Annotated in this window: 24 protein-coding genes; 22 read left to right on the forward strand and 2 right to left on the reverse strand. The window is 38.6% G+C overall.

The features are described from left to right. Positions 1–399 precede the first annotated feature (399 nt). Entirely contained in the window at positions 400–1,197 is a 798-nt protein-coding gene (locus AC0KUU_RS03020; RefSeq protein ID WP_013058980.1) for a patatin-like phospholipase family protein, read from the forward strand. Then, positions 1,187–2,203 (forward strand): SepM family pheromone-processing serine protease, encoded by a 1,017-nt coding sequence (locus AC0KUU_RS03025; RefSeq protein WP_322552412.1) that lies wholly within the window; start codon positions 1,187–1,189, stop codon positions 2,201–2,203. Before AC0KUU_RS03020 ends, AC0KUU_RS03025 begins: the two co-directional genes overlap by 11 nt. A gap of 27 nt (positions 2,204–2,230) precedes the next feature. Here AC0KUU_RS03025 and AC0KUU_RS03030 read toward each other — a convergent pair whose 3' ends face one another. After that, positions 2,231–3,430, reverse strand: a complete 1,200-nt coding sequence (locus AC0KUU_RS03030) for a nucleotidyltransferase (protein ID WP_162214921.1) — start codon at positions 3,428–3,430, stop codon at positions 2,231–2,233. A 179-nt stretch (positions 3,431–3,609) separates the two neighbouring features. On the opposite strand from AC0KUU_RS03030, the gene AC0KUU_RS03035 reads away from it, so the two are divergent. From AC0KUU_RS03035 to AC0KUU_RS03050, 4 genes are all read left to right on the forward strand, one after another. Then, positions 3,610–4,128, forward strand: a complete 519-nt coding sequence (locus AC0KUU_RS03035) for a YceD family protein (protein WP_043976411.1) — start codon at positions 3,610–3,612, stop codon at positions 4,126–4,128. A gap of 65 nt (positions 4,129–4,193) precedes the next feature. After that, positions 4,194–4,367, forward strand: a complete 174-nt coding sequence (gene rpmF / locus AC0KUU_RS03040; protein WP_013058976.1) for a 50S ribosomal protein L32 — start codon at positions 4,194–4,196, stop codon at positions 4,365–4,367. 169 nt (positions 4,368–4,536) lie between these two features. Continuing rightward, entirely contained in the window at positions 4,537–5,304 is a 768-nt protein-coding gene (locus AC0KUU_RS03045; RefSeq protein WP_013084864.1) for an enoyl-CoA hydratase/isomerase family protein, read from the forward strand. A 178-nt stretch (positions 5,305–5,482) separates the two neighbouring features. Next, positions 5,483–6,085, forward strand: a complete 603-nt coding sequence (locus tag AC0KUU_RS03050; protein WP_013058974.1) for an RsfA family transcriptional regulator — start codon at positions 5,483–5,485, stop codon at positions 6,083–6,085. A gap of 81 nt (positions 6,086–6,166) precedes the next feature. Here AC0KUU_RS03050 and AC0KUU_RS03055 read toward each other — a convergent pair whose 3' ends face one another. Beyond that, the gene (locus AC0KUU_RS03055) at positions 6,167–6,637 is read right to left on the reverse strand and encodes an N-acetyltransferase (RefSeq protein WP_013058973.1); all 471 of its coding nucleotides are present in this window, start codon (positions 6,635–6,637) and stop codon (positions 6,167–6,169) included. Between the two features lie 313 nt (positions 6,638–6,950). Here AC0KUU_RS03055 and AC0KUU_RS03060 point away from each other — a divergent pair, with 313 nt between their 5' ends. The 16 genes from AC0KUU_RS03060 (at position 6,951) to AC0KUU_RS03135 (ending at position 26,708) form a co-directional block, all read left to right on the forward strand. After that, positions 6,951–8,303 (forward strand): acetyl-CoA carboxylase biotin carboxylase subunit, encoded by a 1,353-nt coding sequence (locus tag AC0KUU_RS03060; RefSeq protein ID WP_322552411.1) that lies wholly within the window; start codon positions 6,951–6,953, stop codon positions 8,301–8,303. Then, the gene (locus AC0KUU_RS03065) at positions 8,300–8,512 is read left to right on the forward strand and encodes a biotin/lipoyl-containing protein (protein WP_013058971.1); all 213 of its coding nucleotides are present in this window, start codon (positions 8,300–8,302) and stop codon (positions 8,510–8,512) included. The genes AC0KUU_RS03060 and AC0KUU_RS03065 overlap by 4 nt, the downstream gene beginning before the upstream one ends. Before the next feature lie 19 nt (positions 8,513–8,531). Beyond that, entirely contained in the window at positions 8,532–10,073 is a 1,542-nt protein-coding gene (locus AC0KUU_RS03070) for an acyl-CoA carboxylase subunit beta (RefSeq protein ID WP_013084862.1), read from the forward strand. Positions 10,074–10,231: 158 nt separating this feature from the next. After that, positions 10,232–11,113, forward strand: coding sequence for a 2-dehydropantoate 2-reductase (locus tag AC0KUU_RS03075; protein ID WP_043976715.1), 882 nt, complete (start codon positions 10,232–10,234; stop codon positions 11,111–11,113). Position 11,114: 1 nt separating this feature from the next. After that, positions 11,115–11,498: a DUF3397 domain-containing protein gene (locus AC0KUU_RS03080; RefSeq protein WP_013058968.1), complete on the forward strand. Its 384-nt coding sequence runs from the start codon at positions 11,115–11,117 to the stop codon at positions 11,496–11,498. Positions 11,499–11,588: 90 nt separating this feature from the next. Next, positions 11,589–13,214 (forward strand): bacillithiol biosynthesis cysteine-adding enzyme BshC, encoded by a 1,626-nt coding sequence (gene bshC / locus AC0KUU_RS03085; RefSeq protein WP_034649136.1) that lies wholly within the window; start codon positions 11,589–11,591, stop codon positions 13,212–13,214. Positions 13,215–13,548: 334 nt separating this feature from the next. Next, positions 13,549–14,484, forward strand: coding sequence for a 16S rRNA (cytosine(1402)-N(4))-methyltransferase RsmH (rsmH, locus tag AC0KUU_RS03090; RefSeq protein WP_013084858.1), 936 nt, complete (start codon positions 13,549–13,551; stop codon positions 14,482–14,484). 33 nt (positions 14,485–14,517) lie between these two features. Beyond that, positions 14,518–14,877, forward strand: coding sequence for a cell division protein FtsL (ftsL, locus tag AC0KUU_RS03095; protein WP_013058965.1), 360 nt, complete (start codon positions 14,518–14,520; stop codon positions 14,875–14,877). A 5-nt stretch (positions 14,878–14,882) separates the two neighbouring features. Beyond that, positions 14,883–17,141, forward strand: a complete 2,259-nt coding sequence (locus AC0KUU_RS03100; protein ID WP_016765447.1) for a penicillin-binding protein — start codon at positions 14,883–14,885, stop codon at positions 17,139–17,141. A 69-nt stretch (positions 17,142–17,210) separates the two neighbouring features. Beyond that, a complete protein-coding gene (locus tag AC0KUU_RS03105) occupies positions 17,211–19,127 on the forward strand; it encodes a stage V sporulation protein D (RefSeq protein WP_013084856.1) in 1,917 nt (638 codons plus the stop codon). A gap of 211 nt (positions 19,128–19,338) precedes the next feature. Then, positions 19,339–20,802, forward strand: a complete 1,464-nt coding sequence (locus AC0KUU_RS03110; RefSeq protein WP_043976716.1) for a UDP-N-acetylmuramoyl-L-alanyl-D-glutamate--2,6-diaminopimelate ligase — start codon at positions 19,339–19,341, stop codon at positions 20,800–20,802. A 61-nt stretch (positions 20,803–20,863) separates the two neighbouring features. After that, a complete protein-coding gene (gene mraY / locus AC0KUU_RS03115) occupies positions 20,864–21,838 on the forward strand; it encodes a phospho-N-acetylmuramoyl-pentapeptide-transferase (RefSeq protein ID WP_013058961.1) in 975 nt (324 codons plus the stop codon). Next, positions 21,839–23,188 (forward strand): UDP-N-acetylmuramoyl-L-alanine--D-glutamate ligase, encoded by a 1,350-nt coding sequence (gene murD / locus AC0KUU_RS03120; protein ID WP_043976413.1) that lies wholly within the window; start codon positions 21,839–21,841, stop codon positions 23,186–23,188. Positions 23,189–23,249: 61 nt separating this feature from the next. Continuing rightward, the gene (gene spoVE, locus AC0KUU_RS03125; protein ID WP_013058959.1) at positions 23,250–24,350 is read left to right on the forward strand and encodes a stage V sporulation protein E; all 1,101 of its coding nucleotides are present in this window, start codon (positions 23,250–23,252) and stop codon (positions 24,348–24,350) included. A gap of 540 nt (positions 24,351–24,890) precedes the next feature. Then, complete coding sequence (gene murB / locus AC0KUU_RS03130; RefSeq protein WP_043976414.1) at positions 24,891–25,796, forward strand: UDP-N-acetylmuramate dehydrogenase; 906 nt, start codon at positions 24,891–24,893, stop codon at positions 25,794–25,796. 153 nt (positions 25,797–25,949) lie between these two features. Then, entirely contained in the window at positions 25,950–26,708 is a 759-nt protein-coding gene (locus tag AC0KUU_RS03135; RefSeq protein ID WP_016765445.1) for a cell division protein FtsQ/DivIB, read from the forward strand. The last annotated feature ends 170 nt before the right edge of the window (positions 26,709–26,878 follow it).

Here is a 26,878-nt window from a genome sequence, read left to right on the forward strand (position 1 = left end):
AATGTACAAGTTCTTCTATATATCAATATACGAAGCTATGCATCGACTTTATGCCTATGAGTAAGGAGAAAATAAATTCATACTGAATAAAAAGGCGTCTTGTCACATTTGGAAATACAATTCATATACATAAATCAATGCACTTCTAGGATAGTCAAGGAGTAAAAAAACGTATACGCAGCAAGCGAAGAGAAAGAATTTCTTAAAACAACCTTCAGTATAGTATAATGCTTAATAACCACCGTGTATTGAGCAAAACATATCTTTAGCTTCATACTAAATGAACAAATAGAAAATGAAGAATAGTCCTACCGAATACAGGGCAACAATGATAGAGAAGCTCATCAAATGTTTTTACATTTTTAGAAGTCTATAAGGTAAAACGAGGGGGCAGGTAAAGTGGAAAGCCCAAAAATAGGAGTTGCGTTAGGCTCAGGTGGAGCTAGAGGTTTTGCACATTTAGGAGTAATCAAAACGCTAACAGAAAATAACATTCCTATTGATTTTCTAGCTGGCAGCAGCATGGGAGCTTTAGTTGGTGCACTATATGCGTCAGGTATTGAACTAGCAACTCTTTATAAAATGGCGCTAACGTTCAAACGAAAGTATTATTTGGATTTTACCGTGCCTAAAATGGGATTTATTACGGGAAACAGAGTGAAATCGTTGGTTCGCACCTTTACGCAAAATAGAACCATTGAACAGCTGTCTATACCGTTTGCCATTGTAGCGACAGATTTGAAAACAGGAGAGAAAGTGGTGTTTAAAAAAGGACCTATCGCTGAAGCGGTGAGAGCAAGTATTTCAATTCCAGGAATCTTTGCTCCCGAAGTAATTGATGGACGATTGCTTGTAGACGGCGGGGTAGTGGACCGTATTCCTGTATCGGTTGTAAAAGAAATGGGATCTGATATTGTTATTGGAGTCGATGTATCAAAAGCGAAAGTGAATGCAGAAATCAGCTCTATTTTTGATGTCATTATGCAAAGTTTAGATATTTTGCAAGATGAGCTAGTAGCTCATCGGACCATTGCTTCAGACATTATGATTCGTCCTAATCTCGATACTTTTAGTTCCAGAGCGTTTACAAACATTCAAGAAATGATTTCAATTGGTGAACAAGCAGCACATGAGCAGTTGCCTTCTATCCTACAAGCAATTGATCATTGGAAGGAGAACAAAAAAAGTGAAATCTAGAATTAGAATTTTGGTATATTTGGCTGTTATTGCAGTGGTGGCAATGCTTTGTTTTTATCCTTTGCCGTACTACATTACAAAGCCTGGAATGGCAGAAGAACTTGCGCCTATTATTAAGGTAGAAGATGGATACCATGAAAAAGGGACGTTTATGCTGACAACTGTAAGAATGGGCAGAGCAACTCCTCTTTCATATGGTCTTGCGAAAATACAGGACTTTCATGAAATTTTCCCTACAAAGCAAATTTTGCAGCAAGGTGAAAGCGATGAAGATTACTCGACAAGGCAATTACATATGATGGATACATCAAAAAATGCGGCTATTTCAGTAGCATACGAAGCAGCTGGAAAGAGCGTTTCCTATCTCAATAAAGGCGTATATGTTACATATGTCGTAGAAAATATGCCTGCACATGGAAAACTTCATGTTGGAGATGTAGTAACGAAAGTAGACGGGGAAAAAATTCAAACTGCTGAGGACTTAATCAACTACGTATCGACTAAAAAAGCAGGAGATTCAGTATCAATTTATGTAAAAAGAGATGGCAAAGAAAGCAAACATACTCTAAAAGTTAAAGCATTCCCTGACGAGCCGAAACGAGTAGGCCTAGGAATTGCCTTAGAAACGAACCAAGAACTAAAAGTTAAGCCCGATATACATATTGATACTGAAAAAATAGGAGGGCCTTCAGCTGGACTGATGTTCTCGCTTGAAATTTATAATCAGCTTGTTAAAGAGGACATGACAAAAGGCCATCGCGTTGCAGGTACAGGGACTATCAATGATAAAGGAGAGGTAGGACCAATCGGAGGTATTTCGCAAAAAATTGTAGCCGCAGATAAAGAAGGAGCAAAGATTTTCTTTGCACCAAATGAAAAAGGGGCTGCGAGCTCTAACTACCGAGAAGCAGTGAAGACAGCTAAAAAAATAGACAGTGATATGAAAATTGTACCCGTAGATTCATTTTCGGACGCCGTAACGTATTTGGAAAAGCTGAAACCATAAAAAAATCGTCTCTTGCAGACGATTTTTTTATGGCCAAATGATAGGAGGCTGCGTGTATTCTTGTTTCATAAATTGAGAGCGCAGAGGCTCTTGAAACGGCATACTATAAACATGTGTCGCTTTAATATCGGTATCAATTTCTTTTAGTTTACATTGCGATACAGTGGATACAATAGGAAGGGACAGCTTTTTCTTAATCGTTTTTAAATAGCCTTGTCCTGTCTTTGACATTCCCAATAAGCGAATATAAGGATCAGCTTGTTGCATCTCACTTTTTGTTGTATTGGTTAAAAGGTGAACGCACATGCGCTGTAAACGGGTTCTCGTATATCGCTTCGTTTTAACATTTGTTAAAAAATCTTCAAATGAAGTAGCTGAAGAAATATAAGATAGGAGCCGATGTTCAATACCTTCTTCTATTTCATAAATACGCTGTAAGTCATAAAGCGGAGTAGTTAATAATTTGTATTTCAAAAATGGGAAATAATGCTCCCAATGATGTAACTGTCCGTGTGCTTGCTTGTAAGCTGCTAATTCATTTGCTGTACTAACTGGCATGTGCTTGCTCAGGTCCCCATGGCTGCTGCTGTCAAAAATAGCTTTACGTATGCTTGTAGCACTTGAAATAAAAGAGGAAGACAGGGAATCATCGTGATAATGTGATTGAATTCGAGTGATTGTATATGGTTTAATAGATGCATGCTGTTTTTTAATGGCAGCTACATAGCTCATTCCAAGCACATTATTTGGCTGAGATAGATCAATAGGAGCCTCCGTGAAAAGCTGTAAGAAAGCATTGGAAGCTGCTTTTGGATAACTGTTCCCTTTTTTTATCTCTTGTTGAATTAAAGCGGATAGTTCTGATTCATGAGCTTCGAGCAAATCAGCGGTGCGGGTAAATGAGTCAATATTGCCATTTTCGCTGCCAAAGCATACAAAGTCAGCGCGAAGGGATTCTAAAATAGAAATAGCGCCGCCTGCGAATGTTTCAGCTTTTTGAGTAGAAAAAGCATAGGGTAATTCAACGACTAAGTCTGCACCAGCCGCTAAAGCCATTCTTGTGCGGGACCATTTTGATACAAGAGCAGGCTCTCCGCGCTGCAAAAAGTGCCCGCTCATCACAGCAATCACACAATCTGCTCCGGTTTGTTGTTTCGCTTGCTGCAAATGATAAGCGTGTCCGTTATGAAAAGGATTATATTCGACAATTATTCCAACTGCTTGCATAATGTCTCCTTTTAATTTATTATTTTTAGTCTAGCTCTTTGTTTTAAAAACATTTTTTTATGAAAGTAAGAAGTTTTTACAAAAAAGCATATTTAAGTACATTATAGTGTAAAGAAAAAATATTGACAAATAATCTTGTGAAAGCTATAATAACCTTTGTTGCCTTGAGGTGATTAACAATGAAATGGACAATACATCAATTGTATCAGTTGCAAAATAAAGGTCTAACATTTGACGAAGTGATTGACGGCAAAGAGTTTATGAATGCTGATCCTCAAATTCGTAGAATGTCAGATGTAAACGTGAAAGGAAGAGCCGACATTAGTTCTTCGAAAGTAACGTTTCACCTTGAAATTTCAGGAAAAATGACGTTGCCTTGTGCTCGTACATTAGTTGACGTTCCGTATCCGTTTGAAATTAACGCAACTGAAACGTTTTTATTGAATGTGAATGCTGATTATGAAGAAGATGCTGAAGTACGCATTGTAGAGGGAGAAACGGTTGATTTACAACCTTTGATTCAAGAGTTAATTATTGTTGAAATTCCTCTGCAGGTATTTAGTGAAAATCAGCAAGCGGCAGGAGCAGCTCCACAGTCAGGAAAAGACTGGGAAGTTGTTACCGAAGAAGAAAAGCAGGAAAAAGTAGATCCCCGCTTAGCCGTACTCGAAAATTTCTTTAAAGACAAAAAGAAATAAAAATGCGAAGATCCGGCTTTCGGGCCTTCATATGATTTTAAAATTCTTTTAAGGAGGTGGGAATAATGGCTGTACCTTTTAGAAGAACATCTAAAATGAAGAAAAGAACGCGTCGTACGCACTTTAAATTACAAGTTCCTGGTATGGTAGAGTGCCCAAATTGTGGTGAAATGAAACTATCACACCGCGTATGTAAAGCTTGTGGTACTTACAAAGGAAATGACGTAGTAAGCAAATAATTGCTTATTTAAATAAAAGACCCTCTTAAAGGGTCTTTTATTTTTTTTGCCTTTTTTCCTTCTCTACCCTTTGGGAGAGAAGGATTTTTCTTATAGAACAAGAACTCTTTTTAAATAAACAATTACTGTTGTAAAAGGATTCATACCTTGTCTATAAGGAGGAAAAAGCATGAAAAAAAGCGAGCTGTTTACTACAAGCCAAGGCATTGCTACGTTTGTGATTAATCGTCCTGAAAAGCGTAATGCTATTGATTATGATGTTATGAATGAACTGCAGCAAGCTGTAGATTATGTGAAACATGATCAGTTAGTAAAAGCTTTCGTAATTACAGGGGCTGGTTCAGATGCATTTTGCAGTGGAGGAGATTTAAGCGTATTTCATGAGCTAAAGACTTCGAAAGAGGCGTCTCAAATGTTAACGAAAATGGGGAAAATTCTTTATGAGATTTTAACACTCCCAAAACCCACAGTTGCCCTTTTGAATGGAACATCGGTTGGAGGAGGATGTGAACTTGCGATTGCATGTGACTTCCGTATAAGTGCAACACATAGCGAAATGGGCTTTATTCAAGGGAATTTAGGAATTACAACAGGCTGGGGAGGAGGAACCATTCTTCTTGAAAAGCTGCGTTATCAAGAAGCGATGGAAATGATCTACAGTGCTCAGCTGTATGGAGTAGAACGAGCAAAGCAAATTGGATTTCTTTCCTATGTCACGTCGTTTAAAGAACTAACTATGAGGTGTGAGGAGTGGTTAGCCCCTATCACTCATAAACCGACCCAGGTATTGCAAGCTTACAAAGAAATCGCTATTGAGAAATGGGAGCAAAGCCGGGTTTGGAATCGGATGGAACAAGAAATTCATCGCTGCTCGATATTGTGGGAGTCGCCTGAGCATGAAGAAGCGGTTCAAAAGGTCATCGTTAAAAAAACATAGTTATGAACTGCATTTCCATAGCAATATAGTTAATAAGCGAAAGATGAAAGAATCACGGGTTTCCCATTTTGCTTCAAAGTATATGAAAGATTTTCTTGATTGAGAAGAGGAACAATAGTCTATCTTATCTAGTAGGTGCATATTCATTTAATAAGTACGGATAAGGAGGGATAGAAAAATGACTTCTTCTCGTCAAGATGCATGGACTCATGATGAAGATTTATTACTCGCAGAAATTGTACTGCGTCATATACGTGAAGGTGGCACTCAGCTAGCTGCATTTGAAGAAGTGGGGAAGAAACTTACACGAACATCAGCAGCTTGTGGCTTCCGCTGGAATTCTTTTGTGCGCAAACAATACAAGACTGGTATTGATCTTGCGAAAAAACAGAGAAAAGAATTAAAAGCAAGAACTGTTTCAAAAGATGACGAGCAGCCTGCACGCTTATCATATATGGAAGCAGAGAAACATATTTCGCTTAATGAGGTAATTAAATATTTAGAAAATGTAGATCAAGGGCAAAGGCACTCGTCAGAGCTTCTCGAAGCTAATGAAGAACTGCAGCAAAAGATTGAACGTTTACAAGAGAAAGTAACGATTTTGGAAAAAGAAAAAAAAGCTTTGCAAAACAACTTGTTAATTGTGGAAGATGACTATAAAGCTCTTATTGAAATTATGGAGAGGGCTCGTAAAATGGTTGTATTAAAAGAGGATGAAAAAAGTAGAAAAGTGAAATTTCAAGTGGATAAAAATTTAAATCTAGAAAAAGTTCAAAAGTAAAGCGACAGTTTGAATGCTCCCTACTTCATGTTGATCATATATACCACATAGATATAAAATAAACAGCTGGAAATCAGCTGTTTATTTTTGTTCGCTTACACCGTTTGGTAGCCAAATAAGAGGGTTTTCTCCTAAATCACGATCGATATCATATGTTACAGGTACGAACCCCATTTTTGACCAAAAATCACTCGATTTTACTCGTGGGCTTGTTTTGATAGGTAATTGAAAGGATTTGGCGTATTCAACGAGCGTTTGACCCAATCCTTTGCGCTGAAAATCGCTGAGCACTTCGAGTTTCCACACTTCAATATACGTTTGAGGCGGCTCGAAATATTGATCGTACTGTTTGTTTCGCTTATAGAGACTCATCCGAGCCACTAAGCTATTTCCAAAATAAATACCGTAAAACGGAGAATTTATTTCATTATCGGAAATTTTGGCATGTAATTCTTCTAGCATTGAAAGTTCTTGAATGCCATATTCTTTGAATTTCTTGAACTCTTCTAGCGTTTTAAAATTAATTTTTAAATGCTTCACTTCGTAATTCATCCCATATCCCCCTTGTTATGTCTCCTTGCTAGATAAACGAACTGGCTTGGTTCGTTCATCTAATATTATATAACAAAAATACAAAATATTCTGTTTTCGTGATCGGTGAACGAATATTCAATGCGCATGAGGAAAAATGAATTCTTTCAGTTAAATACGAAGAATACATTACTATAAGCATCACTTTTTAGAAAGGAAGCAAAAGGAAAGTGAGATTCAAATAGAAAGCGTTTTCAAAATTTGTAGAGGAGTTTTAAAATTATTGTAGAATTATATGGGGGAAAGTAGAAATTTGAGGAAAGGGGAGAGAAAGGTGAAAAAAATACTGATTGCAAATCGAGGAGAAATTGCTCTTCGTATTATTCATACATGCAAACAAATGGGCATTGAAACGGTGGCTGTCTATTCCGATGCAGATGCAGAGCTTCCTTATGTTCAAGCAGCTACAAAAGCACGTCGAATTGGAGAGCCTCCTGTGCAAAAGTCATATTTGAATGTAGAAGAATTGCTGCGAATTAGTCATGAAGAAAAAGTAGATGCCATTCATCCTGGGTATGGATTTTTATCGGAAAATAGTGCATTTGCTAAAAGAGCGATTGATGAAGGTTTTTGTTTTATCGGTCCTTCTCCCGAAATCATTTCGATGATGGGCGACAAAATTGCTGCTCGTGCCGCGATGAAAGAAGCGGGTGTACCTGTTGTCCCCGGCAGCGAAGGCGATGTGACGTCAGTTGAAGAGGCTTGTAAAGTAGCGAGTCTAATTGGATATCCCGTTATGTTAAAAGCAAGCGGAGGCGGCGGCGGAATTGGGATGGTGCGCTGCGATAACGAAGAAGCCGTAAAACAAGTGTATGCCTCCACAAAAGGAAGAGCAAAAGCATATTTTGGTCAAGAAGGAATGTTTATTGAAAAGCTTATCACAAACGCAAAACATATCGAAGTACAGGTGTTTGGAGATCAGCATGGTAATGTCGTTCATCTTTTTGAACGCGATTGTTCCGTACAAAGAAGAAATCAAAAAGTGATTGAAGAAGCCCCTGCGCTTTCTTTAAAAGAAAGTACGCGACAAGCCATGCAAAACCAAGCCGTTCAAGCGGCTAAAGCAATCGGATATTATAATGCAGGTACGGTGGAGTTTATTGTGGATGAAGACGAAAATTTTTATTTTCTTGAAATGAACACACGGCTGCAAGTTGAGCATCCGATCACCGAGCAAATTGCAGGGGTCGATTTAGTTAAGTGGCAGATCTTAGCTGCGCGCGGAGAAAAGCTTCCACGTGTGCAAGAGGAAATAGCAGCAAATAACTATGCCATTGAATTTCGAATTTATGCAGAAGATCCGTTTACTTTTTTACCGGCTCCGGGAAAAATTACGGGTTATCACTTGCCGGAGCGAACCTATGCGCGCGTAGACAGCGGCTACAGTGATATGAATGCGGTTACACCTTTTTATGATCCAATGATTGCAAAAGTTATTATTACTGGTCGTACGCGTTTAAATGCAATTGAACTAGCTAAATCATATTTTACAGAAGCTGTTGTAGAGGGAATCAAAACGAATATTCCTCTATTTAAGCAGTTGTTAAATGAAGAGTTATATGAAAAAGGCACCTATAACACATCGTTATTATCAACCGTATTAAATAAAGGAGGAGCACCACAATGAGTGAAATCAAAGCGACAATGGCAGGCATGGTATTTAATGTGTTTGTTCAGCAAGGTGCAAGTGTAGCCAAAGGAGAAGTTGTTGTTGTATTAGAATCTATGAAAATGGAAATTCCTATTGAAAGCGATCAAGCTGGTATTGCAGAGACTGTCCATATAGCCGTGGGGGATTTTGTGAACGAAGGCGACGTTTTGGTGACTATTTCATAACTCATAAAGGAGAGATATCATGATACATACAGGTGAATCTCAGAAAAAATATGATGAAAATCGTCAAAAAGTAGAGCGTGGCAACGCGGAGAAGTACAAAGAGAAACTTGCAAAACAACAGAAGCTTTTTGTAAGAGATCGTTTAGCCCTTTTATTTGATGACGGGAAATATGAAGAAGACGGCATGTTTGCAAATAATAAAGCTGAAGGATTGCCGGCAGACGGTGTTGTAACTGCAATTGGGAAAGTAAACGGTGAAACGGTTTGTGTAATGGCTAATGACTCTACTGTAAAAGCAGGGTCTTGGGGGGCCAGAACAGTAGAGAAAATTATTCGGATTCAAGAAGTAGCAGAAAAACTGCATGTGCCTTTGCTCTACCTAGTGGATTCTGCAGGAGCGCGTATTACGGATCAATTAGATATGTTTCCAAACCGCCGAGGAGCTGGACGGATCTTTCACAATCAAGTAAAACTTTCCGGCGTCATTCCTCAAATTTGTTTGCTCTTCGGTCCGTCAGCAGCTGGAGGAGCATATATCCCTGCATTTTGTGATATTGTTGTGATGGTAGATGGAAACGCTTCTATGTACTTAGGTTCGCCGCGTATGGCCGAAGCTGTTATTGGAGAAAAGGTTACGCTAGAAGAAATGGGAGGAGCACATATGCACTGCAGCGTTAGCGGATGTGGAGATGTGTTAGCTTATTCTGAAGAAGAAGCTATTTCCTATGCCAAATCTTATTTAACCTACTTTCCACAAAACTATCAAGAGAAGCCTAAAGTACAAAAAGCTAAAGAGCCTAAGCAGACAAAGGATTTAGTAGAACTAATTCCGGAGAATCAAAATGTTCCATTTGATATCTATGAAGCAATTGATACCCTTATTGACGAAGGGAGCTTCTTTGAAGTGAAAAAACTGTTTGCCGCCGAATTGGTAACAGGGCTTGCACGAATAGATGGAAAAGTAGTAGGGATTATTGCCAATCAGCCGAAGGTCAAAGGAGGAGTGCTGTTTGTAGATTCAGCAGATAAAGGAGCAAAATTTATTCAACTGTGCGATGCCTTCCATATTCCTTTGCTATTTTTAGCGGATGTACCTGGATTTATGATTGGAACCAAAGTAGAAAGAGCAGGCATCATTAGACATGGTGCAAAATTGATTGCAGCGATGAGTTCAGCTACAGTTCCTAAAATTTCCGTGGTCATGCGCAAAGCTTATGGCGCAGGGCTTTACGCTATGGCTGGTCCAGCTTTTGAACCGGATTGCTGCCTTGCATTACCTACTGCTCAAATTGCCGTAATGGGTCCTGAAGCGGCAGTAAATGCCGTCTATTCTAATAAAATTAATGAAATTGAAGATCCGAAAGAGCGGTTTATGTTTGTTAAACAGAAACAGCAGGAGTATAAAGAACACATCGATATCTATACGCTGGCTTCTGAACTTATTATTGACGACATCGTTCCTGCTAACGAACTGCGTCGAACTTTAATTGACCGCTTTCGATTATATGAAACAAAGAATGTGACCTTTAGCCGTCGTAAACATCCGGTGTATCCCGTATAATAGAAAAAAACGGGATCACTCTAAATAATTTACAATAAGCCCGGTGATTTTTAATCACACGGGCTATATGAATAGGTAAAATTTTAAGAATGCATTTAATTCAAAGCATTTTTTTGCTAAAATGAAACTCAATAATGGAAAGAGGAACAAAAAATACGATGAAAACTATAGGTATTATTGGAGGCGGATCATTAGGTCTGTTGTTTAGCGCGTATTTATCAGATTGTTATGATGTAACCTTGTATACGAAAACAAAAACTCAAGCAAAGTGTATTAACGATAATGGAATTACCTTACATAGACAAGGGGAACATCACACTAAAAAAGTGAGTGCTATCCCTCTGGAAAAAAACATAAAAGAAGCAGATCTAATCATTATTACTGTAAAACAGTATCATTTAAAAGAGATTATTCCTTTTATCAAAACCCTTACTATACATACTCCCCTTTTGTTTATCCAAAACGGTATGAGCCATATTGAAATTCTTAAAAATCTCCCCCAGAGCACTCTCTATTTGGGTACAGTTGAACACGGGGCAATGCGTACAAATATGGATAGCGTCCATCATACAGGAATAGGAACAACCCGTATTGCTTCATACAGAGGAGAAATGGAGTCTATCTTGCCAATTGTGAATTTTCCTTGGGTGATTGAAACAGATTGGTATGCGATGCTGGTGAAGAAATTAGTTGTAAATGCGCTTATCAATCCTCTTACGGCGCTGTATGGGGTAAAAAATGGGCAGCTGATTCATAACGGCTACTTTTATAAAACGATGCGTCTATTGTTTGAAGAGATTGCCGCTGTGTTAAAACTGGATTCAGCTTTTAATTATTGGGAAAATGCGCTGGGGGTTTGTTCGCGCACGAGTACAAATCAATCTTCTATGCTAAAAGATATACAGAAGGGGCGGCAAACAGAAATTGATGCTATTTTAGGCTATATTCAAACACAAGCTGCTGAAAAAAGAACGTCGACGCCTATTGTTGACTTTTTATATGGGTCAATAAAAGGAATCGAAGAAGAAAAGGGTGATTAACATGGGAAGTTTTATTGCTGGAGTTTTTGCGACGTTTGTCACTCTGCCGCTCGTTGGTTTTTTTATTCTATACATGCTTTTACGCAAACTGACGAAAAATAAAAGGAAATCTGTCCACATAGCAACGTACATTACTACGGTTTTTCTTATTTTGTCCGTGCATTATGCAGCAGTGGAAATTTTCGGGCACTCTTTTTTGTGGTTGATTGCGTTAGTCCTTTTAGTTGTAGCAATGATTATGATGTTTGTACATTGGAAAGTCAAACATGACTTAGAAATGAAGCTTATCGCGAAAGGGTTCTTTCGGATGAATTTTGTTTTGTTTCTTATTGCACATATTGTATTAAATATAGGTGGAATCGCTTTTCGTATTTCCTCTCTGTAAAGCATGTTACTAGACGTGGGCAGTTACATTATGGATAATGAAGCTATATGTAGAGAATATAAGTATTAGGAAAAGAAAGGAAGTTCTTTCATGGAGATTACAGACGTCTCTTTAAAGGCGGGAAACAAACTAACGAACGATTACATAAAAGGTGAAAAGCAAGCACTTTCCTTTTTTCATTATAATATACACGAAAAAGACGTATATGAAAAACGTTTAGCGGATGTTCAAAAGCAGTCTTATCCAAGAGAACAGCTTGCTGAGTATCTGCTTGATTTTAATAAGCGCTACGGAGCATCTTCTAAGACGATTGAAAATATTGAAAAGCTAAAAGATCCTAACAGCGTAGTGGTCGTTGGAGGTCAGCAAGCGGGGCTGCTTACCGGTCCTTTGTACACCATTCATAAAGTGATTTCAATTGTGCTCCTAGCTAAACAACAAGAGGAAGCTTTAAACGTGCCCGTGCTTCCGGTATTTTGGATTGCTGGAGAAGATCATGATTTTGCTGAGATCAACCATGTATACACAGAGCATAAAAACCAGCTTTTAAAGAAAACGCTAAAGCATTCTTTAAAGAAAAAGCAAATGGTTTCTCAAATTGAACTAGACCATGAGGCCTGTAGAAGCTGGGTTCGTGATGTATTTCAAACGTTTAATGAAACGGCCCATACAAACCAGGTATTACACTTTGTTTTAGAAGCGTTAGATAAATCACGTACCTATGTCGATTTCTTTGCTCATTTGGTTACCACAATGTTCGCAGAGTCAGGTCTTATTTTAATGGATGCAGCTTCTAAAGAAGTGCGCAGCATTGAATCTTCTTTCTTTGTGACGTTAATTGAACAAAATGACAAATTATCGTCAGCCGTTATGGAACAGCAAACTGAGATTCAAAAACAATACGGACGAATGATTGAAGTGGGAGAAGAAACGGCTCATCTCTTTTATTCACACAATGAAAACAGAGTACTTTTAGAAAGAGATGCAGAACAAGAGCAGTTTGTTGGAAAGCAAAATGAACTCGCGCTGTCTAAAGAAGAGCTGGTTCAAATTGCTAAACAAACGCCTGAGCTTCTTAGTAACAACGTTGTGACTAGACCTCTTATGCAGGAGTACTTACTTCCTACCCTTGCGTTTATTGCAGGTCCGGGGGAAGTAGCGTATTGGGCAGAGCTTGAAAAAGCATTTTCTTTATTTAGCTTTAAAATGCCTCCCGTGGTCCCTAGGTTATCCTATGCAATCGTAGAAAGACATATCGAGAAGTATATGGATGAACTTCAGTTAGACCTTTCGAACGTAGTGAACGAAGGTGTAGATGCAGAGAGGGAGCACTGGCTTAAGACAGAAGTTCACAACCCATACGAAATGTATTTTGAAAAAGCGAAAGAAGATTTCGAAAAAATTCATAAAACTCTTCGTGAAAATATTCAAAAAGAAGACAAAACATTTGATGAAGTCATGCTTAAAAATCGAGCGATTATTCAAAAGCAGTTTGAAACCATTCAAAAGATTGTCGAATCCAAACAGCTAATTAAGCACGATGTGAAGCATTCAAAATATGCTCAAATTGAACTTGCTCTTCGTCCCTACAATGCTCCACAAGAACGAATGTGGAATATTATGTATTATTTAAATGGTTATGGTATGCAATTTGTGTCAGATTTACTAAGTGCTGAAGTCGAATTAAATCACCAGTTAAAAGTCTGTTATGTCTAATAAAATCCTGCTGAAAAGCAGGATTTTTATTTTGGAAAAGAGAAAAAGTCTACAAGGTGAATGTTAACCAATTGAATCCTTATAAGGTATTTATTTCTAATTGTGCAAAAAAACCTTATATTCCTTACATTTTATTCTACGAATATGTCCTACCTTTAACAAAATGACACTATTTGTGACAAAAAGACAAAATTCTACTTAATTCTTATATAAATAGCTGAAATAATGTTGAACTTTGATATATAATATAAACGTGTATATATATCAAAGAAAAACACCGTTTTTTGCTTTTTGTATACATAACTAAGTAGTTTAGAAAGAAGTAGGTGTCATAATGTTTAATCACACAACTGTTTTGCTTAAAGAAGCAGCGGAAGGCTTAAATATTAAGCCGGATGGAGTATATGTCGACTGCACGCTTGGCGGAGCAGGTCATAGTGAATATATCGTAAAACAGCTATCAGAAAAAGGGAAATTAATTGCGTTTGATCAAGACGATGTCGCTCTTGCAAATGCAAAAGAGAAATTGGCCCCGTATCTAGACAGAGTTATTCTAATCAAAAGTAATTTTCGCTATTTAAAAGAGCAGCTAATGGAACACGGAATTGAAGAAGTAGACGGAGTATTATTTGACCTCGGAGTCTCGTCTCCTCAGTTGGATACACCAGAGCGAGGGTTCAGCTTTCATCATGATGCCCCGCTTGATATGCGCATGGATCAAAACTCAATGTTTTCTGCGTACAACGTAGTAAATGAATGGCCTTATGAAAAACTTGTGAAAATCTTTTTCCAATACGGAGAAGAAAAGTTTTCAAAACAAATTGCCCGCAAGATTGAAGCATATCGAGAGTCTAAACCAATTGAAACAACGCTAGAGCTGGTTGATCTTATTAAAGATGGTATTCCAGCGCCAGCTAGACGAACGGGTGGACATCCGGCGAAACGAATTTTCCAGGCTATTCGAATTGCTGTAAATGATGAGCTTCAAGTATTTGAAGATGCAATTGAACAGGCTATGGATGTGATCAAAAAAGGTGGACGTGTAAGTGTTATTACCTTCCACTCACTTGAAGATCGAATTTGTAAAGTGGCGTTTAAAAATGCAAGCACGGTTCCGCAGCTTCCGCATGGACTGCCGATTATTCCAGAAGAATTTAAACCTAAAATGAAAGTTATTACAAGAAAACCTATTTTACCTTCAGAAGAAGAGATAGAAGAAAATAAGCGCGCGCGTTCGGCAAAGCTTCGAATTGTTGAGAAATTAGTGTAATTAAAGGGTTTTATCAAAGAGGAGGGGACGAGAATGAACAATGTAGCATACAAAGTAAGAGAGCAAGATCAGCAGCAGAAGCAGCAAAAGACGGTACGTCAAGTTGTTCGAAAGACAAAAAGAAAAATTACGGTTGGTGAAAAAATTGTGTATTCTGGATTTGTCGCACTCATGCTGTTTGGGTCTGTGCAAATCATTTCAAATCAATCTTCGCTTTATAGCATCAGTGAAGAAGTGCAATCACTCGATGGAAAGATTGACAAGCAAGAGGCAAAAAACAATGAGTTAAAATTACAGGTAACAGAGTTAAGTGCATACGATCGTATTTGGACAAAAGCAAAAGAACTTGGACTAAAATTGAATGAAAATAACGTAAAAGTCGTTAACGATTAATTGCGATGACTACGCCAAGAAAAAATAGCAATATTAGTACAGGAGCAGCAATATTAATTTTAATATTTGCATTGCTCTTTTTTGTATTAGCCATCAGGTTCTTTTACATCCAAGCGACGGGCAAAGCAGACGGAGAAGCTTTAGCCGAAATTGCACAAAAACAGCATACGCGAACGTCTAAAATTGAAGGACAGCGCGGTACGATTTACGATCGAAACGGAGAAGCAATCGCCCAAGACACGGGTGCTTATACGGTTGTGGCGATCTTAGATAAAAAACAAACAAAAGACAAAGATCACCCGCAGCACGTAGTAGACCCAGAAAAAACGGCTGAAAAATTAGCCCCATTATTAAAGATGGACGAATCGAAAATTGACAGCATGTTAACGAGAGGAATTAAACGTGGTACCTTCCAAGTCGAACTTGGCCCAGGCGGACGTGACATTGATAACGTGCTAAAGCAAAAAATTGAAAAACTAAATCTCCCAGGGATCACGTTTTTACGCGATTCGAAGCGCTTCTATCCAAACGGTGTATTCGCCTCAAGTATTTTAGGATACGCACAAAAAGATGATACGGGTAAAATCGTAGGGAAAATGGGAATTGAAAAAGTATTTGATAAGCAGCTTTCTGAAGAAGATGGATATGTAAAATACGAAGCTGCTAAAAATGGAATTAAGCTTCCGGATCCAAAAGAGTCAATTGTAGCTCCGAAAAATGGAGACAGTGTCACGCTTACAATTGATGAAAAAATTCAAACGTTTTTAGAGGATGCAATGACAGCTGCTGCTAAAGAATATAAACCAGAAGAGCTAATGGCAACGGTAGTAAATCCGAAAACCGGTGAAATTTTGGCGATGTCAAATCGTCCTTCATTTGACCCAAATATTCGTGATATCACGTCTTATCGTAATCCGTTTGTTGAAAACAGCTATGAACTTGGTTCAACGATGAAAATCTTTACGCTAGCAGCCGCGATTGATGCAGGGGTCTATAACGGCGAAGACCGCTATCAGTCGGGATCTTATAAAGTAACGAAAAACAGCGTTCCGATTAACGATCACAACGGCGGAGTCGGCTGGGGAGCTATTACATTTAATGAAGGAATTCAAAGGTCTTCAAATGTAGCGGTAGCCATTTTAGCCAACGAAAAATTGGGCACCGACCGTTTGTATAAATACTTGGACAAGTTTGGCTTTATGGATAAAACGGGAATCGACTTGCCAAACGAAGCTTCTAGCAAGTTAGTGACGAAGTACCCGAGAGACCGCGTAACTACTGCATTTGGACAGGCGTCCGCTTTTACGCCTATTCAAGAAATTCAAGCGGCTACTGCGATTGCAAATGACGGAAAAATGATGAAGCCTTACGTGATTAAACAAGTAGTCGATGAAACAAATAAGAAAACGATTAAGAAAACAAAACCTACCGTAGTAGGACAACCTATTTCTAAAAAAGCAGCGAACGAAACGCTAGATATTTTAGAAACCGTTGTTTCTTCTGATGACGGAACAGGGAAACCTTACGCGATTGAAGGATACGATGTCGCTGGAAAGACGGGAACAGCTCAAATTCCTGGTCCTACCGGAGGCTACTTGCATGGACACGGGAAAAATTTCATTTCCTTTATGGGCTTTGCACCTGCTAAAGATCCAAAGCTGCTTGTCTATGTAGCCGTTAAAAATCCAACTCTTACGCCTCAAGAGACAGGTACTGCGCCGCTTACAGCCGTATTTAATCCGGTGATGAAAAACAGCCTGCAGTACTTAGGGGTGGAGCCTGAAAAAACAGACGAAGACGGAAAGAAAACAGAAGATAAAAAAGTAGATTCAGAAATTACGCTTAAGTCTTACGTTAACGAATCAGTTGATAGTGCCGTGAAAGACTTAAAACAAAAAGGACTTGTTCCTGTTGTAATAGGTAAAGGAGATACGGTAGAAAGCCAATCACCGACTTCTGATACCATTGTCACTGGTCAACGCGTGTTTATTAAGACAAATGGAAAAGCCACAATGCCTGATTTAACAGGTTTTTCACATCGTGATGTTATACGCTTTAGTGAATTTGTCAACGTTCGACCTAGCGCACTTGAAAATGGTTATGTTGTAAGTCAAAGTATTAAGGCAGGCGATCCGTTAAAAGCAGGAACCTACCTGAAAGTAGAACTTGAAACGCCTAAAGAATTTTCAAGTACGTTAAATAAGTTAAAAGAAACGGAAAAAAGTGAGTCTGATAGTAAAAAAGACGATAAGCAACTTGACTAGAAATTAAGTTCTAGTGAATCCTGTACAAGCATATATTGGAACGAGCCGATTCAGAGGAGGTTCTAATATATGCGGGTATCAGGAGTCACAGTTCGTAAAAGGCTAGCCATTGTTTTGTTTGTCGGTTTTATTGTGTTTTTGATTATTGATACAAGGCTTGGATATGTACAGTTGCTGACTGGGGATACGCTAACTGAAAAAGCCAAAGACTTATGGAGTCGGAATATTCCTTTTGAACCTGAAAGAGGAAAGATACTAGATCGCAATGATGTGGCACTTGCTACAAATAAAAGTGCACCGACCGTTTTAGTTATGCCAAGACAAGTTGAAAATCCAGCTGTTACGGCTGAAAAGTTAGCAAAAGTGCTGGGAGCATCAAAAGAAAAAGTATATGAGCAAATAACAAAAGCTTCTTCTAGCGTGTATTTGCGTCCTGAAGGAAGAAAAATTTCACATGCGAAAGCAAATGAAGTGCGAAATTTAAATTTAAAAGGCGTATATATAGCTGAGGATTCGAAGCGGTACTATCCGTTTGGAAGTTATTTGTCGCATGTATTAGGCTTTGCGGGAGTAGATAATCAAGGGTTAACAGGCCTTGAATTATATTATGATAAAGAGCTAAAAGGACAAAAAGGTTCAGTTAAATTGTATTCGGATGCTAAAGGTAAAAAGATGCCCAATATAGCCGATGACTACACAGCACCTGTGGACGGGCTGGATTTGAGATTGACCATCGATTCACGTGTGCAAACGATCATGGAGCGTGAGTTGGATAATGCTCAGACAGCTTATAATCCAGATGGTATGATTGCCATTGCCATGAATCCTAAAAACGGTGAAATTTTAGGTATGTCTAGTCGTCCGGGCTTTGATCCTACGGATTTTAAAAATGTGAAGCCTGAGGTGTATAATCGCAATCTTCCAATCTGGAGCGTATATGAGCCCGGATCGACGTTTAAGATTATTACACTGGCAGCTGCTCTTGAAGAAAAGAAAGTGGATTTACTAAAAGATCAATTTTACGACGATGGAGCCGCGGAAGTTGGCGGAGCGAGACTTCGCTGCTGGAAAAAAGGCGGACATGGACAGCAGTCTTTTTTAGAAGTTGTACAAAACTCATGTAACCCTGGTTTTGTGGAGCTTGGGGAACGTTTAGGAAAAGAAAAATTGTTCAAATACATTAAAGAATTTGGCTTTGGTCAAAAAACAGGTATTGATTTACAAGGGGAAGCAAAAGGGATTTTGTTCCCGCTTGAGCGCGTAGGGCCGGTTGAACAAGCTACAACAGCTTTTGGGCAAGGGGTTGCTGTTACGCCTATTCAACAAGTAGCTGCTGTTTCCGCAGCCGTAAACGGTGGAACGCTTTATGAACCTTATATTGCAAAAGAGTGGGTGGATCCAACTACCGGAAAAGTTGTAAGCAGTCATAAGCCGGTTGCTAAGCGAAAAGTTATTTCCGAGGAAACGTCTAAGCAAGTGCGTTTTGCTCTTGAAAGTGTAGTAGCACAAGGAAGCGGAAAAGGAGCTTTTGTGGAAGGGTACCGCGTTGGAGGAAAGACGGGTACGGCGCAGAAAGCTCAAAATGGAAAGTATTTAAAAAATAATCACATCGTTTCTTTTATCGGTGTTGCACCAGCAGATAACCCTGAAATTGTCGTGTATGTTGCGGTTGATAATCCAAAAGGCACCATTCAATTTGGTGGAGTTGTAGCAGCTCCGATTGTAGGTAAAATGATTGAAGACAGCTTGCGTGTGATGGACGTTAAACCGCGTAAAGGACAAATTGAAAAAGAGTTAACGTGGCTGGACACACCAATGATAAAAGTACCAAATGTCGTAGGAATGTCAAAAAAAGAGTTACAAGAACAGCTACTTAATTTAAAATTAGATGTGAGTGGCGAAGGAGATAAAGTGGTCAAGCAGTCTCCTGCAGCCGGAACGAAAGTTAAAGAAGGCGAAACGGTTAGAATTTATATGGGAAAATAAAAATCTCTATAAACCATTATTCTTCCTTGCATGATAATCAGCAGGTTACTCTGCGTGTGAACATGAAATCAACAAATAAGCCTTGGGGGTGTTCCCTCCGGGCTTCTTTTTCTGTAAAATGTAATAGGTTAGGTGCTAGAAAAAGAAGAATAGTTGCCATAGCGTCTTATAACAAACGTTTCACTTTACAAATAGAGAGGACATGGTAGGAATGGATTTACGAGAACTACTAACACATTTACATGATTTTGTTCAGCTTCCTGAACAGAATATTGATATTACGTCAATTGAAATGGATTCAAGAGAAGTTAAGCCCGGAGCATTGTTCATTTGTATAGACGGCTATACAGTTGATGGTCATAACTTTGCACAGATGGCTGTGGAAAAAGGGGCAGTAGCAATCTTAGCAGAAAAGCCTGTGGATGTAGAAGTGCCTGTTGTACGCGTGAAGAGTACAAAACGAGCAATGGCAGTGCTAGCGGATGCTTTCTACAATCAGCCTACACAAAAAATGCATTTAATTGGTGTAACAGGCACAAATGGAAAAACAACGATTACACATTTAATTGAGCATATCTTTAAATCACAACATAAAAAGACGGGTCTAATTGGAACGATTGAAATTCGTATTGGTGATACGTCTTATGATGTGAAAAACACAACGCCTGAATCGCTGACGCTCCAAAAAACATTTCACCAAATGGTGGAGGAGAATGTAGAAGTAGCGATGATGGAAGTATCATCTCATGCACTTGACTTAGGACGCGTACACGGGTGCGACTTTGATGTTGCGGTATTTAGTAACTTAACGCAAGATCACCTGGATTATCATCATACAATGGAAGATTATCGTCGTGCGAAAGGGTTGCTATTTGCACAGTTAGGAAACGCTTATAACCATAATCGTCCTAAATTTGCTGTTCTTAATGCTGATGATGCGGCAACCGAGGAATATATTAAAAACACGGCCGCTACAGTGATTACCTATGGTATTGACCGTGAAAGTGATATTCGTGCAACCAATATTCAAATTACAAACAGCGGCACAACGTTCGACTTGACAACACCGACAGAAACGGTTCGTGTAGAGATGAAGCTTATTGGGAAATTCAGCGTCTACAACGTATTAGCGGCTACGGCTTCATGTTTAGTATCAGGTATCCCTCTGTCAGTTATTGTCGAGGAAATAAAAGTGTTAGAAGGCGTATCTGGGCGTTTTGAAGTGGTTGATGCGGAGCAAGATTTTACGGTTATCGTTGATTATGCCCACACGCCGGACAGCTTAGAGAACGTGTTAAAAACTGTAAAAGAATTCGCAAAACGCAATATATATGTTATTGTTGGTTGTGGCGGAGATCGAGATCGTACAAAACGACCAATCATGGCTCGAATTGCAGCTGAATACAGTACACAAGCTATTTTGACATCTGATAATCCACGAAGTGAAGATCCATTGGCTATTTTAAAAGATATGGAAGAAGGTTTGGATACAGATAACTATGTGACGATTGCTGATCGTGCAGAAGCTATTCGCTATGCAGTGGAAACAGCGCATGCAGATGATGTTATTGTCATTGCTGGAAAAGGGCACGAGACCTATCAAATTATTGGTAAAAAAGTATTCGATTTTGACGATCGAGAAGTAGCACGCAAAATGATTGAGGAGCGAAAGTAGTAATGAAATGGGTAGAGAACAAAATGAGTCGGAATGAGTTGGAAGTTAAGGAGGGAACATCGTGCTAGAACAATCAATTTTATTGACAATCGGCGTAGCCTTTTTGATTACGGTTGTATTGTCGCCGATTTTTATTCCCTTCTTAAGAAGATTAAAGTTTGGTCAAAGTATTCGTGATGAAGGCCCGAAATCTCACCAGAAAAAATCAGGTACACCTACAATGGGCGGTATCATGATTTTATTATCTATTATTGTGGCAACTCTTATTATGGTCAATCAGTATGCAGAACTTACATATAAGACGTTTCTATTATTATTTGTCACAATCGGATTTGGTTTATTAGGATTTTTAGATGATTTTATAAAAGTAGTGTTAAAGCGTAACCTTGGATTAACATCTAAACAAAAGTTTTTAGGTCAGGTTGTCATTTCAATTATTTTTTACTTTATTGCAAGACAGTTTGAGTTTTCAACTGAAGTGACGATTCCTGGAATTAAAGACCCAATTGATTTAGGTTGGTTTTATGTTGTTTTCCTCATCATCTGGCTTGTTGGTTTTTCAAACGCGGTTAACTTGACGGATGGATTAGACGGACTTGTATCTGGTACAAGTGCGATTGCTTTTGGTGCATTTGCAGTTCTTGCTTGGAATGCAGAGCAGTTTGAACTATCTATTTTCTCAGTTGCTGTAGTAGGAGCTGTGTTAGGATTTTTAGTTTTTAATGCCCATCCTGCAAAAGTATTTATGGGAGATACGGGTTCTTTAGCGCTAGGAGGAGCTATCGCTACGGTGGCTGTCTTAATGAAAATGGAATTCTTGCTTGTTATTATCGGTGGTGTGTTTGTTATTGAAACACTATCTGTTATTATTCAAGTCGCATCTTTCAAAACAACAGGAAAACGTGTGTTTAAAATGAGTCCGCTTCATCACCATTACGAGCTAAGCGGCTGGTCGGAATGGCGCGTAGTTATGACTTTTTGGGCTGTAGGACTATTATTTGCAATGCTTGGAATTTATATCGAGGTGTGGATTTAAATGAAATCAGTCAATACGTATCAAGGTAAACAAGTACTTATTTTAGGATTAGCCAAGAGCGGTTTAGCAGCTGCTCAGTTAGTTAAACAGCTTGGTGCTAAAGTAGTCGTTAATGATCAAAAACCGTACGAAGAGAACGTAGCAGCACAGGAATTAGAAAAAACGGGCATTGAAGTTGTCTGTGGACATCATCCGCTTGAGCTTTTAGACAAAGCGGATGTTATTGTAAAAAACCCTGGGATTCCGTATTCAAATGTTCTATTGCAAGAAGCATTAAAGCGAAATATTCCGATTTTAACAGAGGTAGAATTGGCTTATGAAATTAGCGAAGCGCCTTTTATCGGAATTACGGGAAGCAATGGGAAGACAACAACAACAACGCTAATTTATAAAATGTTAGAAGAAGATCAAAAGCAGCCGCTGATTGCTGGAAATATTGGAACAGTAGCTTGTGAAGTGGCGCAAAAAGCAACAAAGGACAATGTAATTGTAACGGAGCTTTCTTCTTTTCAGCTGATGGGAATTGAAAAATTCCGTCCGAGAATCTCTTTATTATTGAATTTGTTTGATGCTCACTTAGACTATCATGGCACAAAAGAGGAATATATCAAAGCGAAAGCAAATCTCTTTAACAATCAAACAAGTGAAGACTTTGCCGTTATTAATGCGGATGATGAGCTAGTGATGAAAGCTAGTGCAGATGTTAAAGCGACAAAAGTACCTTTTTCTGTTACAGCTCAAACGACAGAAGGAGCGTATATTAAAAACGAAACGATTTTCTTTAAAGATGAAGAAGTGATGTCCTTAAAAGATGTGGTGCTGCCAGGCAAACATAATCAAGAAAACATTTTAGCAGCTGTATCCGTTGTGAAGCTGTACGGCTGTTCAAATGAAGCTATCTACCGCGTGCTCACAACGTTTGCTGGTGTTAAACATCGCGTTCAATATGTCACGACAATCAACAAACGTAAGTTTTATAATGACTCTAAAGCTACGAATATGCTTGCTACAAAAGTAGCTCTTTCCGCTTTTTCGCAGCCGACGATTCTACTTGCAGGTGGACTCGATCGCGGCAATGAGTTTGATGATTTAAAAGAAGAGTTTAAAAATGTGAAAGCTGTGATTACATTTGGTGAAACGGCTCCTAAAATTGAACGCGTAGCAAAAGAAGCGGGAATACAAATTGTAAAACGTGTCGATAATGTTAAACAAGCAGTTTCAGAAGCATATGCTTGTTCAGATGAAGAAGATGTTATTTTATTATCTCCTGCTTGTGCAAGCTGGGATCAATTTAAAACTTTTGAAGAACGTGGTGACATCTTTATTGAATCTGTGCATAAACTGAAATAAGGGCTTGTCTAAACACCTAGAAAATACACTAGCCCTAATCTATTTTTAGAGGTGTGTGACAGTGTCGACAAAAAGGTCTACCCCAGATTTTTTTCTCATAATCGTTACGCTTTCCTTGCTAACCATCGGCCTTATCATGGTATACAGCGCAAGTGCGGTATGGGCTACATACAAGTTTAATGATTCTTTTTTCTTTGCTAAACGCCAGCTCTTATTTGCAGGGCTTGGAGTATGCGCGATGTTTGTCATCATGAATATTGATTATTGGATGTGGCGTACGTGGGCGAAGCCAATTGTAATCATTTGCTTTGTTATGCTGGTACTTGTATTGATTCCGGGAGTAGGGCTAGTACGGAATGGGTCGCAAAGTTGGATAGGAGTTGGAGCGTTTTCGATTCAGCCTTCAGAATTTATGAAGTTTGCTATGATTATATTTTTAGCGAAATATTTATCAGAAAACCAGAAGAAAATTACATCTTTTAGAAAAGGCATGTTACCGGCGTTATTACTGGTTTTCTTACCGTTTGGCATTATTATGATGCAGCCGGATTTAGGAACGGGAACGGTGCTTGTTGGAACTTGTTTAGTCATGATTTTTGTTTCAGGAGCAAAAGTAAGTCACTTTGCAGGTCTTGGGTTGCTTGGCGTTGCCGGTTTTGTAGGGCTTGTTTTATCGGCTCCTTATCGGATTAAACGTATCACTTCATTTTTAAATCCTTGGGAAGATCCGCTTGGAAGCGGGTTTCAAATCATTCAATCTCTTTATGCAATTGGGCCAGGGGGATTGCTTGGATTAGGGTTAGGGCAAAGTAGACAAAAGTTCTTTTATTTGCCGGAGCCTCAAACTGATTTTATTTTTGCTATTCTGGCAGAAGAGCTCGGTTTCATCGGGGGAACGCTTGTTTTGCTTTTGTTTAGCTTATTGCTTTGGAGAGGAATTAAAGTAGCGCTCGGAGCTCCTGATCTTTACGGAACGTTTTTAGCCTTAGGAATTATTTCAATGGTTGCGATTCAAGTCATGATTAATATAGGCGTGGTAACAGGTCTTATGCCTGTTACGGGAATTACGCTTCCATTTTTAAGTTACGGTGGATCATCGCTGACGCTCATGCTGGCAGCAGTTGGAGTTTTGTTAAATGTTAGTAGATATTCTCGCTATTAATTAAAAAAAATTGTATAATGTCAAGTAGGCAATGGTCTACTGAAGTAAACCGTCATCTTAAATCCAAGTGCACGCCGGATTTTGTTGGCGGTTTATTTTCGATTTTTTACAGGTAGATGATATTTTTGTATGAAATGTTTTTAAAATGTAATGTTGTGATAACCAATTTTGAGTCCAACTATGGTATGATGTGTAAGGTTAAATGTTTTATCTTAGTGAGTAGGTGAACGTATGTGCACTTATGAGCGTAGCGTTTTTTTATGACTGTCAGCATGTGTTTAACTTCTAAATGAAAAACGATAAAAAAACAATCAAAATTACTTTATATAGCAGATGAACGTACATTCTATGGGTGAATGTCATACGATAAATAAAAATGATGAAATTGACAACAGAATAGAGTGCCTTGGTAGAAAAAAGGTATCTTACAAGGTGCTGCTGCTTAGTTATGAATCTGTTCTTATTATTCTTATGCATTAGAAGTAAGGGCGCATTGACATGAAAGTTTTATAACAGCAAAGAGGGTTTTAGGAGGTTCTTATGGAAGCGTTAGTAAAAGAGTTAGTCGAAGCGAATATTGGAAAGGTTCGTGAAAATGAACCGCTAGCAAAACATACAACAATGAAAATTGGTGGTCCAGCAGATGTGCTTGTAGAACCTGATTCTGTTGATCACTTAAAAGTTACAATGGATATTATTAAAAAACATGGCGTGAAATGGAGAGCGATTGGTCGAGGATCTAATCTTCTTGTTTCTGATAAGGGAATTGAAGGTGTGGTCATTAAGCTCGGAGCCGGATTAGATGATTTAACAGTAGATGGAGAGACGGTTACTGTAGGTGGGGGATACCCTAGCATCAAGCTTGCAACAGTTATTACAAAACAAGGCCTGTCTGGGCTGGAGTTTTCAAGTGGAATTCCTGGATCTGTGGGAGGCGCTGTTTATATGAATGCAGGTGCCCATGGTTCTGATATGTCTCATGTAGTCGAAAAAGCGCTGATTTTATTTGAAGATGGCACTCTTGAGTGGCTGACAAATGAAGAGCTTCAATTTTCGTATCGTCATTCAATTCTACAAAAAGACCGTCCCGGAGTATGTGTAGAAGCCGTGCTGCGTTTGAAAAAGGGAACGAAAGATGATATTGTGGCGGTCATGCAGAAAAATAAAGACTATCGCCGTGAAACACAGCCTTGGAATTTCCCTTGTGCAGGCAGTATTTTTAGAAATCCGCTTCCAAATTATGCAGGAGACTTAATTGAAAAGTCCAACTTAAAAGGTTTTTCAGTAGGCGGAGCGCAAATTAGTGAACAGCATGCGAACTTCATTGTCAACACAGGAGATGCAACGGCTTCAGATGTGCTGAATTTAATTGCTCATGTTAAGAAAACAATTAAACAGAAATTCGATATTGATATTCATACAGAAGTTGAGATTATTGGTCGCTAATTACCCAGCCCGTGGCTGTATGGTTATGCGTGAAAAGGTAGCTTTTATGTGTTTATTCTATGCTATAATGGGGATATTCTCATGAAGCAAAGATTGGAAATAAATAGATGGTAATTCCTCGTTTATTTTCTCAAATGGATAAGGGTGAAAAAAATGGAAAAAGGTAAGTTAATTGTTTTAGAAGATCGGGTACCGAAGCTGCAAGAACAGCGAAAGCAAAAAGCAAATAGACGGCTGATTTTGTATTTATCACTCTTTTTCATCCTTATTTTATTTATTGTATATTCTCAATCTTCTCTGAGTAATGTTTCTAACATTGAAGTACAAGGGAATAAACATGTAAGTGATAAGGATATTGTCAAAGCGAGTGGTCTGTCCAAAAAAACCAGCTACTGGAAAGCTGATGCTGATCAAATTCAAGAAAAAGTCGAAAAAAACCCTGAGGTAAAGGAAGCTGTCATTCACAAAACATTTCCTAATAAGGTCGTAATCGACGTAAAAGAGTACGCAAGAATTGCATATGTAACCTCGGGGAATAAATATTTCCCTGTGAATGAAAATGGAAAAGTTCTAAAAGAAGTAAGTGCTAAGAAAGTGTCATCCGACGCTCCGCTGCTAATTGACTGGAAAGACGGAGACGCTATACAAAGCATGGTTCAAGAATTAGCTAAAACGCCTAAAAGCATAAAAGGGGCTATTTCTGAGATTTACTACGCGCCGACAAAATCAGAACCTCTTCACATCGAGGTGTTTATGAATGATACGCGTGAAGTAAGCGGGAAAATTAGCAACTTCTCTGATAAAATTGTTCATTACCCAGCTATTGCAAGTAAATTAAGTGATGATCAAAAAGGTATTATTGATTTAGAAGAAGGATATGCATTTAAACCTTATAAAAAGAGCAAGCAGTAATTATTTTTTATAAGTGTTAATTAAAGGAAATAGATGAGTTGAGACTGGCAAACTAGCCCTCGTACATTGTATAATCACATGCAAGTATTCTGCATACATATGATTTTCTTCTCCGTTGCTGTGAAATGGAAATGTAATATTTGTTCTAGGTAAGTTTCGCTTTTCTCAGT

This window comes from Priestia sp. ST2 (assembly GCF_055810735.1).